Annotated in this window: 16 protein-coding genes and 1 pseudogene; 11 read left to right on the top strand and 6 right to left on the bottom strand. The window is 70.0% G+C overall.

Annotated features, from left to right (window positions below; all coding sequences use genetic code 11):
- Positions 1–220 precede the first annotated feature (220 nt).
- Genes hemJ through hemE form a run of 3 tightly spaced genes read right to left on the bottom strand, consistent with a single transcriptional unit; the run spans position 221 to position 2,750 of the window.
- A complete protein-coding gene (hemJ, locus tag STVA_RS26335; protein WP_123690482.1) occupies positions 221–670 on the bottom strand; it encodes a protoporphyrinogen oxidase HemJ in 450 nt (149 codons plus the stop codon).
- Positions 667–1,710 (bottom strand): ferrochelatase, encoded by a 1,044-nt coding sequence (hemH, locus tag STVA_RS26330; protein ID WP_123690484.1) that lies wholly within the window; start codon positions 1,708–1,710, stop codon positions 667–669. The genes hemJ and hemH overlap by 4 nt, the downstream gene beginning before the upstream one ends.
- Before the next feature lie 2 nt (positions 1,711–1,712).
- Complete coding sequence (gene hemE / locus STVA_RS26325; RefSeq protein ID WP_123690486.1) at positions 1,713–2,750, bottom strand: uroporphyrinogen decarboxylase; 1,038 nt, start codon at positions 2,748–2,750, stop codon at positions 1,713–1,715.
- Between the two features lie 372 nt (positions 2,751–3,122).
- On the opposite strand from hemE, the gene STVA_RS26320 reads away from it, so the two are divergent.
- Genes STVA_RS26320 through dnaQ form a run of 5 tightly spaced genes read left to right on the top strand, consistent with a single transcriptional unit; the run spans position 3,123 to position 6,717 of the window.
- Entirely contained in the window at positions 3,123–3,959 is an 837-nt protein-coding gene (locus STVA_RS26320) for a pyruvate, water dikinase regulatory protein (RefSeq protein WP_245978338.1), read from the top strand.
- 2 nt (positions 3,960–3,961) lie between these two features.
- Positions 3,962–4,567, top strand: a complete 606-nt coding sequence (locus STVA_RS26315; RefSeq protein WP_338069544.1) for a Maf family protein — start codon at positions 3,962–3,964, stop codon at positions 4,565–4,567.
- Positions 4,564–5,418: a shikimate dehydrogenase gene (locus STVA_RS26310; RefSeq protein WP_179955427.1), complete on the top strand. Its 855-nt coding sequence runs from the start codon at positions 4,564–4,566 to the stop codon at positions 5,416–5,418. The genes STVA_RS26315 and STVA_RS26310 overlap by 4 nt, the downstream gene beginning before the upstream one ends.
- Positions 5,415–6,050, top strand: a complete 636-nt coding sequence (gene coaE, locus STVA_RS26305; protein WP_123690494.1) for a dephospho-CoA kinase — start codon at positions 5,415–5,417, stop codon at positions 6,048–6,050. Before STVA_RS26310 ends, coaE begins: the two co-directional genes overlap by 4 nt.
- The gene (dnaQ, locus tag STVA_RS26300) at positions 6,043–6,717 is read left to right on the top strand and encodes a DNA polymerase III subunit epsilon (protein ID WP_123690496.1); all 675 of its coding nucleotides are present in this window, start codon (positions 6,043–6,045) and stop codon (positions 6,715–6,717) included. The genes coaE and dnaQ overlap by 8 nt, the downstream gene beginning before the upstream one ends.
- 52 nt (positions 6,718–6,769) lie before the next feature.
- On the opposite strand, the gene secB is transcribed toward dnaQ, so the two are convergent.
- The 3 genes and pseudogenes from secB to STVA_RS28630 all read right to left on the bottom strand — a co-directional run.
- Positions 6,770–7,258 (bottom strand): protein-export chaperone SecB, encoded by a 489-nt coding sequence (gene secB, locus STVA_RS26295; protein ID WP_123690498.1) that lies wholly within the window; start codon positions 7,256–7,258, stop codon positions 6,770–6,772.
- A 102-nt stretch (positions 7,259–7,360) separates the two neighbouring features.
- On the bottom strand, positions 7,361–7,906 hold the full coding sequence (locus tag STVA_RS26290) for a histidine phosphatase family protein (protein WP_123690500.1): 546 nt from the start codon (positions 7,904–7,906) through the stop codon (positions 7,361–7,363).
- Between the two features lie 316 nt (positions 7,907–8,222).
- A pseudogene (locus STVA_RS28630) lies at positions 8,223–8,504 on the bottom strand (FxsA family protein); the annotation flags it as partial.
- Between the two features lie 108 nt (positions 8,505–8,612).
- On the opposite strand from STVA_RS28630, the gene STVA_RS26280 reads away from it, so the two are divergent.
- From STVA_RS26280 to STVA_RS26255, 6 genes are read left to right on the top strand one after another with little or no spacing between them, the layout of a single operon-like run.
- The gene (locus tag STVA_RS26280; protein WP_123690504.1) at positions 8,613–9,302 is read left to right on the top strand and encodes a Tim44/TimA family putative adaptor protein; all 690 of its coding nucleotides are present in this window, start codon (positions 8,613–8,615) and stop codon (positions 9,300–9,302) included.
- 5 nt (positions 9,303–9,307) lie between these two features.
- A complete protein-coding gene (mltA, locus tag STVA_RS26275; protein ID WP_123690506.1) occupies positions 9,308–10,540 on the top strand; it encodes a murein transglycosylase A in 1,233 nt (410 codons plus the stop codon).
- A 54-nt stretch (positions 10,541–10,594) separates the two neighbouring features.
- Positions 10,595–11,374, top strand: coding sequence for a (Fe-S)-binding protein (locus STVA_RS26270; protein WP_123690508.1), 780 nt, complete (start codon positions 10,595–10,597; stop codon positions 11,372–11,374).
- 22 nt (positions 11,375–11,396) lie between these two features.
- Positions 11,397–12,815 carry a LutB/LldF family L-lactate oxidation iron-sulfur protein gene (locus STVA_RS26265; RefSeq protein ID WP_123690510.1) on the top strand — a complete coding sequence of 473 codons (1,419 nt, stop codon included), beginning with the start codon at positions 11,397–11,399 and terminating at the stop codon, positions 12,813–12,815.
- Positions 12,812–13,549 (top strand): LutC/YkgG family protein, encoded by a 738-nt coding sequence (locus STVA_RS26260; protein WP_123690512.1) that lies wholly within the window; start codon positions 12,812–12,814, stop codon positions 13,547–13,549. The genes STVA_RS26265 and STVA_RS26260 overlap by 4 nt, the downstream gene beginning before the upstream one ends.
- Positions 13,533–14,096, top strand: a complete 564-nt coding sequence (locus tag STVA_RS26255) for a Smr/MutS family protein (protein ID WP_123690514.1) — start codon at positions 13,533–13,535, stop codon at positions 14,094–14,096. The genes STVA_RS26260 and STVA_RS26255 overlap by 17 nt, the downstream gene beginning before the upstream one ends.
- Positions 14,097–14,140 lie beyond the last annotated feature (44 nt).

Below are 14,140 nucleotides of genomic sequence, written 5' to 3'. Positions count from 1 at the left end.
CGGGAACCTTGGACGGTAATGAAGGGAAGGGAACCCGGGCTTCCTGCCTGCTATGCGCCCCCGGCGGATTGAATGACCGCCTGGGCTGCGACCGGTGACGGCCGCTCGTTCTGTGGCAGGGAGTGGGCTGAAGGGACGCCGGTTGGACGGCGCTCTGGGCTAGTTAGCGAGACACGGCCTGCGAGTCAAACAGAAACAAGCCTTTGCCTTGTCCCGCCGGTCAGAATGGCCGGACCACGACCATGATCACGATGACGATCATGAGCAGCGTCGGCACCTCGTTCTGCATGCGAAAGAACCGCGCCGGTCGCTCGTTGCGGTCGGCGGCAAATTCCTTCATCCACGACGCCTGCCGGTGGTGGTGCCAAGTCAGGACTGCCACGAGGCCAAGCTTGGCGTAGATCCAGCCCGACTGCCAGTCGACGATGCCCGGCGTCAGCAGCAGCGACAGGCCGAAAACATAGGCTGCGATCATGGCCGGGTTCATGATGGCGCGCAGCAGGCGCCGTTCCATGACCTTGAAGGTCTCGGACGAGGAAGATCCCCGCTCGGCCGCGCAGTGATAGACGAAGAGGCGCGGCAGATAGAGCAGGCCGGCCATCCACGAGATGACCGCAATGATGTGCAGCGCCTTCGTCCAGGGATAGAGCGCAGCCAGCACCGCGCTCATGATGCGGCACCCGCCCGGATCGGGCAGTCGCCATGCGCACCGGGGCAGAGCCGCTGGCCGCCGGGTGGCGCCCAGCCAGGCCCCCGCGCCACGGCATCCCGCACGAGGTCGGCCAGCCCGTCGATGAACCTGTCACCACTGCCCACCGTCGGCGACCGGACATAGGCCGGAACCCCTGCCTTGTGGGCCAACTCGCGATATTCGATGTCCAGTTCGACCAGCGTCTCGGAATGTTCCGACACGAAGGCGATCGGTACGACCACCAGTGCCACCTTGTCACGACCGGCCCGGGCGATCTCCTCCTCCGTCGACGGCCCGATCCAGCGCAGGGGACCGACGCGGCTCTGGTAGCAGACGACCCATTCGCCATCGGCCAGCCCGGCCCGGGCGGCGACCGCAGCCGAGGTCTGTTCCACCTGCCACTGGTAGGGATCGCCGGCCGCGACGATTTTCTCCGGCAGGCCATGCGCCGAGAACAAGACCCGCACCGGACCAGCGGCGCAGGCTTCCGCGATGGCGGCCGCGACCAGCTCCGCCTCGGCAGCAACCAGGCCGTGCTGCAGCGGATAGCAGCAGATGCTGGTCGATGGCGCCGTGATGCGGGCCCGGTCCGCCGCCCGCTTCCAGTCGGCCAGCGACGAAGCCGTGGTCGTCGTCGAGAACTGCGGATAGAGCGGCAGGAGGACCACCCGGTCCGGCTTGAAGTCCGCGACCGCGCGCGCCGCATCGGCGGCAAACGGCCGCCAGTACCGCATGGCGACGAAGGTCCGCACGGTCCCCAGGTCAGCCAGGGCCTGCGTCAGCGCGTCAGCCTGGGCCATCGTGTTCGGCAGAAGCGGGGATCCGCCGCCGATCAGATCGTAGTTCGCCTGGGCGATCAGCGCCCGCCGCCTGGCAATGACGCGGGCGAGCAGCCAGCGCAGCACGCCCGGCACCCGCATGATCGCAGGGTCGCTGAACAGGTTCACCAGGAACGGCTTCACCGCCGCCGGCCCATCCGGACCGCCCAGGTTGAAGAGGACGACCGCCACCCGCGCCATTCCTAGACTCCTTCGCCGCGCAGCACGGCGACCGCGCGCCCGACATGCTCGGGCGGTGTCTCTGGCACGATGCCGTGGCCGAGGTTGAAGACGAAGGGGGCTCCGGTCATGGCATCGCGAATCCGCTCCACCTCGGCCGCCATACCGTCGTCGCCGACCACCAGCCATTGCGGATCGAGATTGCCTTGCAGGCATACCCCCGGCATCCAGTGCCGCGCCCAGGCAAGTGGTACGGCCGTATCCAGGCTGACGGCATCCACGCCGGTCGCCTCCGCATAGTCCACGATCGAGGCACCCGCACCACGCGGAAAGCCGATCAGCGGAACCCCCGGATGGGATTGGCGAAGGGCTTCGACTATCCGCGCGGCGGGCTCGATGCTCCATCGGCGGAACGCCTCGGGCGGCAATACGCCCGCCCAGGAGTCGAATAGCTGGAGGGCCTCGGCCCCCGCGTCGAGCTGCGCCCGGAGATAGGCGATCGTCGCCTCGACGATCCGGTCGATCAGCGTCTGGAACTCACCCGGATGCCCGTATGCCCAGCGCTTGGTGGCAGAGAAATCCCGGCTGGACCCGCCCTCCACCATGTAGGTCGCCACGGTCCAGGGCGCCCCGGCAAAGCCGATCAGGGTGGTGCTCCCCGGCATCCGTCCGGCCACCAGGCGCACCGTCTCCATGATCGGCGCGGTGCGCTCGGCGAACGCCGCGGGATCGAACACCGGCAGGCCATCGCCTGGACGGAGCTTGGGCAGGACGGGACCCTCGCCTTCCCGGAAGGACACGTCCGTCCCCAGGCCGTACGGCACGATCAGGATATCCGAGAAGAGGATCGCCCCATCCATTCCAAAGCGGTCGATCGGCTGCAGCGTCACCGTGGCTGCCTTCTCGGGATCGAGGCAGAGCTGCATGAAGCTGCCGGCCTTTGCCCGAAGCTGGCGGTACTCCGGCAGGTACCGGCCGGCCTGGCGCATGAACCAGATGGGTGGCGTCGCCTGGGCGACTCCCTTCAGAGCGTCATAGAGCGGCTTGCCGGTCGATTTCATCCCCGTCCCCTGCTTCCTACTACCTTCTAGAACGAATCCTTTGAAACGGTAGTGGTTGTAGCAGTGCGGTGGATGCTGGGGATTACCGTTGCGATGCCGCACCCCCCCAGTTGTCCACAGTCTGGGCGGACCGCCGCTTCGGGAGTCGATAACCGCACCTGCAACTCTGGTAGCTTCGATAAAGCTCGGGCTGTGAATCCCGTGGATATCCTAAGCGGGCTACAGCTATCAGACATGCAGGGGACGCTGGGGGATTCTATCCCCGCCACCGCATGTCGGGGCATGGATTGCCGCCAGCGGGGATGCTTCGGGACGGCAGCTTCGAGCCATCAGACTGTCCACAGGGCCGGCAAAGCAGGTAGGCTCCCCCCGGTGAGCAAGACCTTCCATCTCCATCTCGTATCCGACGCCACCGGCGAGACGGTCCACGGCCTGGCACGAGCGTGCGTGTCGCAGTTCGAGGACGTCGATCCGGTCGAGCACACCTGGTCGATGGTGCGCACGCGCACCCAGGTCGAGCGGGTGATCGCCGGGATCGAGGCCAACCCGGGCGTCGTCCTCTTCACCCTGGTCGACGAGACGCTGCGCGGGTTGTTGCAAGGTGCCTGTCGTCGCCTGCAGGTGCCGACGATCCCGATCCTGGATCCGATCATCGGCGCCTTCGCCAGCTATCTCGGCCGCCGCAGCCGCGGCCAGCCCGGGCGGCAGCACGCGCTGGACGCCGAGTATTTCCATCGCATCGACGCGATGACCTACGCGCTCGTCCATGATGACGGGCAGGGGCTGTGGAACCTCGACGCCGCCGATGTCGTGCTGACCGGGGTCTCCCGCACATCGAAGACACCGACTGCGATGTACCTGGCCAACCGCGGCATCAAGGCTGCCAATGTGCCGATCGTGCCCGGCGTGCCGCCGCCGGACGAGCTGTTCACGACCACCCACCCCCTGGTCGTCGGCCTGACCAAGGACCCGGAGAGCCTGGTGCAGATCCGCCGGCAGCGGCTGCGCATGATCCAGGACCATGAGGGCGGCGACTATGTCGACCTGGAAGCGGTGCGCCAGGAGATCGCCTTCGTGCGGCGCATGTGTGCCGAACATCGCTGGCCGGTCATCGACGTGACCCGCCGGTCGATCGAGGAGACGGCGGCCACCATCATGCAGTTGCTGGCGCGCCGTCAGGGCATGGCCAGCGCCGCCGGCCCGCAATGACGATGCCCGAAGCGCCGCCACTGGTCCTGGCCTCCGCCAGCCCGACCCGAGGGCAGCTCCTGGCAGCAGCGGGCGTCCCCTTCTCCACCGTCGTATCTGCCGTGGACGAGGACGAGATCAAGCACAGCATGCGTGCGGCCGGCGCCGATTCGGCGACCACCGCCGATGCGCTGGCCGAGGCCAAGGCCATGCGGGTCTCCCGCAAGGTGCCGGGAGCGCTGGTGATCGGTGCCGACCAGATCCTCGATTGCGCCGGGGTCTGGTTCGACAAGCCGCCCGACCTCGACCACGCCCGGGCCCATCTGGTGGCCTTGCGCGGCCGCGAGCACCGCCTTGCCACGGCCGTGTGCGTGGTGCGCGACGGGCAGCGGCTCTGGCACCATCGCGAGGCGCCTCGGCTGACGATGCGGGCCTTCTCCGACGCCTTTCTGGACGCTTATATCGCGCTCGAAGGCAGGGCGATGCTGGTATCGGTCGGCGGCTACCGGCTGGAAGGCCCTGGCGTCCAGCTCTTCTCGACGATCGCCGGGGACCATTCCGCGATCCTCGGCCTGCCGCTGTTGCCGCTTCTCGAATTCCTGCGGGGCCATGGGGTGGTCGAACGATGATGCTGTCAGGCAAGGCCCGGATCGCCGGCGTGATGGGATGGCCCGTGTCCCATTCGCGGTCGCCCCGGCTGCACGGATACTGGCTGGACCGCTATGGCATCGACGGGGCCTATATCCCGATGGCGGTGCGGCCCGAACGGGTGGTCGAGGCGGTACGCTCGCTGCCGCTGCTGGGTTTTGCCGGTTGCAACCTGACCGTCCCGCACAAGGAGCTGGTGTTCCCGGTCCTGGACCAGGTCGATCCGCTGGCCCGCCGCATCGGCGCCGTCAACACGGTCGTCGTCACCGGCGAAGGCGCCCTCCACGGCTACAACACCGACGCCTTCGGTTTCATCGAAAGCCTGCGCGAGGCAGCGCCGGGATGGCGCGGCAGCCGGGGGCCGGCCACGATCATCGGTGCCGGCGGTGCCGTGCGGGCCATCGTGGCGGCCTTGCAGGATGCCGGCGTCGCGGAGATTCGCCTCGCCAATCGAACCCGCGCCCGGGCCGAGGCGCTCGCGGCCGACCTGGGCGGGGTGACGGTCGTCGACTGGGCCGATCGCGGCGCTGCGTTGGCCGGGGCCGCCCTGCTGGTGAACGGCACGACCCAGGGGATGACGGGCGAGCCGCCGCTCGATCTCGATCTTTCCCATCTGCCGGCGCGGGCGGTCGTCGCCGATATCGTCTATGTCCCGCTGGTCACGCCGCTGTTGGCCGCTGCGGCGGCACGCGGCAACGCGATCGTCGATGGTCTTGGCATGCTGCTGCACCAGGCCCGACCCGGCTTCGAGCACTGGTTCGGCCAGGCTCCGGAAGTGACGCCGGAACTGCGCCAGGTCGTCCTGGGTCAGGCGGCGAGCCCCGTCCGGTGATCGTCGTCGGCCTGACCGGGTCGATCGGCATGGGAAAATCGACCAGTGCGGCCATGCTGCGGCGCATGGGTGTGCCGGTGCATGATTCCGACGCCGCCGTTCATCGCCTGCTGGCACGCGGCGGTGCCGCCGTGGCGCCGATCGACCAGGCTTTTCCGGGCGTCGTGAAGGATGGTGCCGTCGACCGCCAGGCACTCGGGCGCATCGTCTTCGCCGACCCGGCCCGGTTGCGCCAACTCGAGGCGATCGTGCACCCCCTGGTCCGGCGCTCCTCGCGCGCGTTCCTGCAACGCCAGCGGCGGCGGCGGGTCCCGATCATCGTGCTCGACATCCCGCTCTTGTACGAAAAGGGCAATGAACGGTACTGCCATCAGGTGATCGTGGTGACGGCCCCCCCCTTCCTGCAACGGCAGCGGGTGATGCGCCGTCGCGGCATGACCGAGGAAAAGTTCCGCGGTACGCTGGCCCAGCAGACCCCGGACGCCGAGAAGCGCCGCCGCGCCGACTGGGTGGTGCCGACCGGGCTGGGCCGCAGCTTCACCTGGCACCGGCTGGCGGCCGTCATGCAACAGGTTCGCAGCTCCATTGGGGCAATGCGCTGCCCCGCGGACAGGAAGAGACCCCATGCGTGAAATCGTCGTCGACACCGAGACGACCGGCCTCGACCCGCGCGATGGCCACCGCCTGATCGAGGTGGCGTGCCTCGAGCTGCAGAACGGCGTGCGCTCCGGCGTGGAGTATGTCAGCCGCATCAACCCCGAGCGGCTGGTCGATCCCGAAGCCTATGCCGTGCACGGCATCTCCGACGCCGATCTGGTCGGGGCGCCGGTCTTCGCCGAGATGGTGGCCGATTTCCTCGCCTTCATCGGCGACGATCCGCTGGTCATCCACAACGCGGAATTCGACCTGCGCTTCATCAATTCGGAACTGGCCCGCACCGGCCACGCGGCCATCCCGTCGACCCGTGCCGTCGACACGCTGACCATGGCGCGCCGGCGCTTTCCCGGGTCCCCGGCCAGCCTGGACGCGCTCTGCCGCCGCTTCGGCATCGACACCAGTGCCCGCGTCAAGCATGGCGCGCGCCTGGACGCCGAGCTGCTGGCCGACGTCTATCTCGAACTGACCGGCGGCCGGCAGAAGGGTCTCAGCCTGACCGCCGAGACGGCGGTCGTGGTGGAACGCCGGACAGCCGTGGTGCGGGTGCCGCGTGCGCCCAGGCCCCACGCGCCGACGCCGGCGGAGGCCGCCGCGCACGCCGCGCTGGTTGCGCGGATCAAGGGCGCCATCTGGCTCCGTTGACCCGCGATGCCGAAGGCCTGCCGGGGCTGGTCCGACCGGCCCCGGCGACCGGTCACGCCAGTGCTGCGCCGTTGCCGGGCCCGGCCTGCTGCTGGGCTTCCTGCTGCTGGCGATAGAGCTCGGCGAAGTCGATCGGGTTCAGCAGCAGGGGCGGGAATCCGCCGTCGCGCGTGGCGTCGCCGATGATCTGGCGGGCGTAGGGGAACAGCATCCGCGGAATCTCGATCAGCAGGATGGCCCCGAAATGCTCCTGCGGCAGCTCTGCCGCCAGCGTCACCACCGAGCCGTATTCCAGTTCGACCACGAACGCATTCTTGCCGGCGACCGTGGCGCTGGCGGAAACCGACAGGACGACCTCGAACACGTTGTCGGCCAGCGCGCGCACCTTCACGTCGACCTTCACCTCGATCTGCGGCGGCTCGCGCAGCTCGGCCATGATCTGTGGGGCGTTCGGGTTCTCGAACGACAGGTCGCGGATGTACTGGGCATTGATCGAAACGGGCGCGCCCTGGGCGGCCTGGGCGGGGGTCTGGTCGGTCATGGTTCCTCGGGGAAAGACGTTCGGGCGCGGATAAGGCGCACTAGCACGGATTGTCGCGGCCGGCCAAGCGGTCGCGGGACGGGCGGGGCTACTCGAAGCGGGCTATTCGAAAACGGTGGGTGCCGGCCCGGTCGGGTCGAACGGCACGACCTCGCCATTCCCGACGCGCTTGCCCGTCAGCCCGCGGATGAAGCCCCAGTGGGTGACGACGGCGACATGGCGCCAGTCGTCACGTGCCTGCATGGCCGTGCGAAAGCGGGCGCAGCGGTCCAGCATGGCGTGCTCCGGCTCCTCCATGGTCGGCCACCACTGCTCGTCCATGTGATCCAGCCCCAGATGCGGCCAGCGCGTCCTGAGGATGCTGGTCATCGAGCCGACGTCGCAGACGAAGGCGGCGCGTTCGCCGACGATCGGATCGATGGTCAGCGGCAGGCCCAGGGCCTCGCCGATGATCTCGGCCGTCTCGATCGCGCGCGTGTACGGGCTGGCGACCAGATGGCGGATCGGCATTGCGGCCAGGGTCGCGGCTGCCTGGGCCGCCTGCCGCTTTCCCTCCTCGGTCAGGCGTGGGTCCTGGATGCCGGGATCGACCCTGGTCACCGAGAAGGCGGCATTGAACTCCGATTGGCCGTGTCGCACGAGGATCATGGTCGGTTCCGGTCAGGGGTGGGTCGCGCGGGCGGGGCGGGGCCACGCGCGGTGGATGGGATGGATCGTCGGCCGCGGCTGCCGGCGGTGCTGGCGGATCGCGCACGACCACCGCCTCGCCCTCGATGACGGGGCCGGCGGCGGACGGGAAACCGCCGGGGTCGAAGCCCGCCTGCCCGAATCCGGATTGCCCGAATCCGGATTGCCCGAAACCCGGGTCGCCGAAAGGGGACGGGCCGGCCGCCATGCGAAAGCGTTGGCCAATCACCCGGCCCAGACGCCGGCGAACCGGCGGCAATAGCAGCGACACGCCCAGCAGGTCGGTCAGGAAGCCCGGTATCAGCAGCAGCATGCCGGCGATCACCACGGCAGCGCCGTCGATTACCGACCCGATCGGCACGGCCGCGGGGCCTTGCCCGGGGCGCAGGCGCTCGAAGGCGGCCCGGCCCCGGCCGCGGATCAGCACGACCCCGACGACGGCCGCCAGCAGTGTCGCGGCCAGCGTCGGCCACAGGCCGATCACATCGCCGACGACGACGAAAAGGGCGATCTCGATCAGCGGAATGACGAGCAGGATGAAGGGAACTATGGCGCGCATGCTTGCTTACCCGATGGCATGGTCCTATCTACACGGGATCGGGCCGTGCGCAAGCCATAGGGTACGGAGCCCGGACGTGCCGATTCCGGGTCACCCAAGGCAGGATCGATGAACAGCGGCTTTCAGCTCTTCGACATCATCCTCTTCGCGATGATCGCCGCATTCCTCGTGCTGCGGCTGCGCAGCGTGCTCGGGCGGCGCACCGGCAACGAGCGTCCCCCGCCGACCGGCATCTTCGGACGCAAGGATGCGCCGGACAGCGACGATGGCAAGGTCGTCCCGCTGCCGCCGCGCGCGGACCGGCCGCCGGTCGATGTCCCCGCCCCCCAGGAAACGCTGCCGATCAGCCCCGAGGCCGGCATCGCGCAGATCCGCGCAGCCGATCGTGGCTTCGACCCCGACATCTTCGTTGAGGGTGCCAAGTCCGCGTTCGAGATGATCGTCGGCGCCTTCGCCCAGGGCGACATCCATACCCTGCGGCCGCTGCTGAACGATTCCGTCTACACGCAGTTCTCCGATGCCATCCGGGAACGCGAAACGCAGAAGCAGACGCTGGAGACGACGATCGTCGCCATGAAGGCGGTCGATCTGCACGAGGCCCACATGGAAGGCCCGATGGCCTTCGTGACGGTCCGCTTCGTATCCGACCAGATCAACGTCGTGCGCAATGCCGCGGGCGCGGTGGTGGATGGCGAGCCGGGCCAGACGGTGGAGCTGATCGACCTTTGGACCTTTGCCCGCGATACGCGTTCGGGCGATCCGAACTGGCTCCTGGTCACCACGGCCACGCCGCAGTAGCAGAGATGCCGGCTGCGTGGGCACGGTGGCTGGTGGCGGCTGCCCTGGTCGGTTTGGTGGCATCCTGCGGCGGGGATCGCGATGCACCCGCGCCGCCGCCGCCCACCCCAGGCGCGGCCCAGACGGCACCGGAGACCCCGGCCGTCCTGTCGCTGACCCCGGCCCGCTTCGCCGACCTTCCCGGCTGGACGACCGACGATCAGGCCCAGGCCTTGCCCGCGCTGCGGCGCTCCTGCGAGCGCATCGCCGCGGTTGATCCCGCCCGCCCGGTCGGGCCGGAGGGCGTCTCGGGCAAGGCTGGCGACTGGCGGGTCGTTTGCACGGCCGCGGCCCAGGTCCCCGCCAATGACGCCGCCGCTGCCCGCCGCTTCTTCGAAACCCGCTTCCAGCCCTGGCGTGCGGCCGATCGCGACCAGACCGAAGGGCTGTTCACCGGCTACTACGAGCCGCTCCTGTCCGGCTCGCGCACCCGCACCCAGCGCTTCTCCACCCCCCTGCTGCGCCGCCCGCCCGACCTGGTGGAGGTCGACCTGGCCCAGTTCCGCCCGGCATTGCGCGGCCAGCGCATCGCCGGCCGGCTGGAGGGCGGGCGCCTGCGCCCCTATCCCGACCGGGCGGAGATCGAGGCGGGCGCGCTGCAGGGCCGGGGCCTGGAACTGGTCTGGGTCGACGACGCCGTCGATGCCTTCTTCCTTCATATCCAGGGCTCGGGCCGGGTCAAGCTGACCGACGGGACGGTCCTGCGCGTCGGCTACGAGGCCCAGAACGGCCATGCCTACGTACCGATCGGCCGCTTGCTGGCCGATCGCGGCCAGATCCCGCGCGAGAGCGTCAGCATGCCCAGCATCCGCGCCTGGCTCGCCGCCCATCCGGCCGAGGCCGGCCGGCTGATGAACGAGAACCCGTCCTATGTCTTCTTCCGCGAGTTGAAGGGCGACGGGCCGCTGGGCGCCCAGGGCGTGGCACTCACGCCCGGCCGCAGCCTCGCCGTCGATCCCAGCTTCGTGCCCTATGGCGTGCCGGTCTGGCTGGACGCCGAGGATCCGCTGTCGCGCAGCGCCCGCGTCCGCCGCCTGATGGTGGCCCAGGACACGGGCGGTGCCATCCGCGGCCCGGTGCGGGGCGACGTGTTCTGGGGCTTCGGCGCCGAGGCCGCCGAACGGGCCGGCCTGATGAAGTCGCGCGGCGGCTACTGGCTGCTGCTGCCGCAGGGGGTCCGCCCGCCCCAGGCGCGTTGACACCGGGACACCCCGTTGACCGGGCGCCAGGGCACGCCCATTCTGCGGCCCCAGATGGAAAACGCCCCGAACGCTGCCCCCTGCCGGGTCGGCCTGCTCGTCACTTGCCTGGTCGACCTGTTCCGGCCCACCGTCGGCTTTGCCGCGGTGAAGCTGCTGGAGGATGCCGGTTGCACGGTCGTCGTGCCGCAGCAGACCTGCTGCGGCCAGCCGGCCTATAACTCCGGCGACAAGGCCCGGGCCAAGCAGGTCGCCCGTCAGGTCATCGCCGCCTTCGCCGATGTCGACTATGTGGTCGCACCTTCGGGCTCGTGCGGCGGCATGCTGCACGACCACTATCCCGAGCTGTTCGCCGACGAGCCGGAAATGGCGCTGGCGGCCCAGCACCTGGCCAAGCGCAGCCACGAGCTGGTCTCGTTCCTGGTCGACATCCGCGGCGTAAGGCACGTGGCCGCGCGCTTCGAGGGCGCGGTCACCTATCACGACTCCTGCTCGGGCCTGCGCGAGCTGGGCGTGAAGCAGCAGCCCCGCCAGCTCCTGCGCTCGGTCGCGGGTCTGTCGATCACCGAGCTGCCGGGGGCGGAGACCTGCTGCGGCTTCGGCGGCACCTTTTGCGTCAAGTACCCCGCCATTTCCGACCGCATGGTCACCGACAAGGCCGAGGATGTCCGCCGCACCGGCGCCGGCACCCTGCTGGCCGGCGACATGGGCTGCCTGCTGAACATGGCGGGCAAGCTGTCGCGCCTGGGCGTGCCCGTCGCGGTGCGCCATGTCGCCGAGGTGCTGGCGGACATGGCCGACCGGCCGCCGATCGGCGCACCCGGTTCCAAGTAGCCCGACACCAGAAGCGGCCGCCATGCAATCCACCGCCCATGCCTTCAAGGACAACGCCCAGCGCGCGCTGGGCGACCCGCGCCTGCAGCGGGCGATGGAGAACCTGCGGCACGGTTTCCAGGAACGCCGGCGGGTCGCGGTTGCCGCCCTGCCGGAGTTCGAGCAGCTTCGCGACATCGCCCGAGACATCAAGAACCACACGCTGGCCCATCTCGACTGGTATCTCGAGCGCTACGAGGAGAAGGTCGTCGCCAGCGGCGGCAAGGTCCACTGGTGCCGCACCGCGGCCGAGGCACGCGAGACGATCCTCGAGATCTGCCGCGGCGCCGGGGCGCGGACCGTGACCAAGGGCAAGTCGATGATCGCCGAGGAGATCGCGCTCAACGATTTCCTGGAGGAGAAGGGCATCGAGCCGGTCGAGACCGACCTTGGCGAATACATCATCCAGCTCCGTAAGGAGCCGCCCAGCCACATCATCGCGCCCGCCGTCCACCTCAACCAGGACGACGTCGAGGAAACCTTCCGCCGCAGCCACACCGACCTGCCGGCCGATCGCCCGCTGTCGGAGGCGCGCCAGCTCTGCGACGAGGCCCGCACGATCCTGCGCTCCAAGTTCCTGGCGGCCGATGTCGGCATTACCGGCGCCAACTTCCTGATCGCGGAAACCGGCTCGTCGATCATCGTCACCAACGAGGGCAATGGCGACCTGACGCAGACCCTGCCCAAGGTGCACATCGTCCTGGCCAGCCTGGAAAAGGTGGTGCCGACGCTGGAGGACGTGTCGACCATCCTGCGCCTGCTGGCGCGCTCGGCGACCGGGCAGGAATTCTCCTCCTACACCACCGTGTCGACCGGGCCGCGCCGTCCGGGCGACCTCGACGGGCCGCAGGAATACCATGTCGTTCTGCTGGACAACGGCCGCAGCGCCATGCTCGGCACCGAGTTCCACGAGATGCTGCGCTGCATCCGCTGCTCGGCCTGCATGAACCACTGCCCGGTCTATTCGGCTGTCGGCGGCCATGCCTATGGCTGGGTCTATCCCGGGCCGATGGGAGCGGTGCTGACGCCCAACCTGATCGGGGTGGACGAGGCGGGGCACCTGCCGAACGCGTCGACCTTCTGCGGCCGCTGCGAAAGCGTCTGCCCGATGAAGATTCCGCTGCCCAAGATGATGCGCCACTGGCGCGAGCGGCAGGTGGAGCGCGGGCTAGGGCCCGCTGCCGCCCGATGGGGCCTTGGCGCCTGGGCCTTCCTGGCCGCGCGACCCGCACTCTACGGGCTGGCGGCCAAGATCGGCGCCGGCCTGCTGGGCCGCCTCGGGCGGCGGCGCGGCCGGTTCGCCTCGCTGCCGCTGGCCGGCGGCTGGACCGGGGTGCGCGACATGCCGGCCCCCGAGGGCCGCACCTTCCGCGATCTCTGGGCCGAACGGAACCGGCAATGACCGATGCCAAGCCGGGCGCCAGCGCCCGCAGCCAGATGCTGGGGGCGGTCCGCCGCGCGCTGGGCCGCGGCCCGATCACCGGTGCCGCGGCCGAGCCGCTGGAACGCCGGCTGGCCGAGCATCCAGCCAACCTGATCCCCGCCCGCACCGACCGGGCCCCGGCGGCCGTGCTCGACCTGTTCGTCGAGATGGCAGAGATGGTCAGCACCACCGTCGACCGGGTGCCGGACGAAGCCGCCGTCCCCGGGGTGGTGGCCGAGTATCTTGCCCGCCACAATCTGCCGACCGACATCGTCATGTCGCCCGATCCCGCACTCGATGCGATTCCCTGGCAGGACCGGCCGCTGCTGTCGATCCATCGCGGCCGCTCGCAGGGCGACGACCCGGTGTCGCTGACCCCGGCCTTCGCCGGCATCGCCGAGACCGGCACCCTCATGCTGGCCTCGGGTGCGGACCGCCCGACGACGCTGAACTTCCTGCCCGACACCCATATCGTCGTGCTCTACGCAGACCAGGTGGTGGGCCCGTACGAGACGGCATGGGGCCGCCTCCGGGCCTGGCAGGCAGCGGCCGGCGGCGGCATGCCGCGCACCGTCAACTTCGTGACCGGCCCGTCGCGCACCGGCGACATCGAACAGAAGATCCAGCTCGGCGCCCACGGTCCGCGTCGCCTGCACATCGTCCTCATCGAGCAGCGCCGCGCCGGTGCCCCTATCGATGGCGCGCGACCGTGACCTCTGGCGACGCGCAGTCGCCGATGTCGTTCCGCTGCCCCGGCGTGCCACCGGCCGCCCGGCTTTAGCACCGGCCAAGCCGCCGGCCTTGCCGGTGCCGCCGCCGGCGGCGCCGGCGCGGCCGGCCGATCACGCCCGCCGGCCACCCGCCCCATCGCCGGCGATCCGGCCGGTGGCCCGCTCGCCGGTCGCGCTCGAGGCCGGAGCCGCGGTCGATGTCGACGCGCGCTCGGTGGAGCGGCTGAAGCGCGGGCGGATGGCGATCGACGGACGGCTCGACCTGCACGGGCTGACCCAGGCCGAGGCCCATTCGGCGCTGCATCGCTTCATCCTGTCGGCCGTGGCGCAGGGTCGGCGCTGCATCCTGCTGATCACCGGCCGCGGCGGCTGGAACAGCAGCCCGGCCGAGCGCGGGGTCCTGCGCCGCATGGTGCCGCGCTGGCTGAACGAGCCGTCGGTCCGCCCGCACGTCCTGGCCTATACCGAGGCGCAGCCCCGCGATGGCGGGGGCGGTGCCCTATATTTGCTGTTGCGCCGCCGCCGCTAGTATAGCGTTGCACCGAATTCGCAGCGTCGATCCACAGGGGCTTC

The organism is Stella humosa, from assembly GCF_006738645.1.
GTDB classification, from domain to species: domain Bacteria; phylum Pseudomonadota; class Alphaproteobacteria; order ATCC43930; family Allostellaceae; genus Allostella; species Allostella humosa.
The sequence above is the reverse complement of the archived record's forward strand: the minus strand, read 5'-3'. Positions and strand labels throughout refer to the sequence as shown.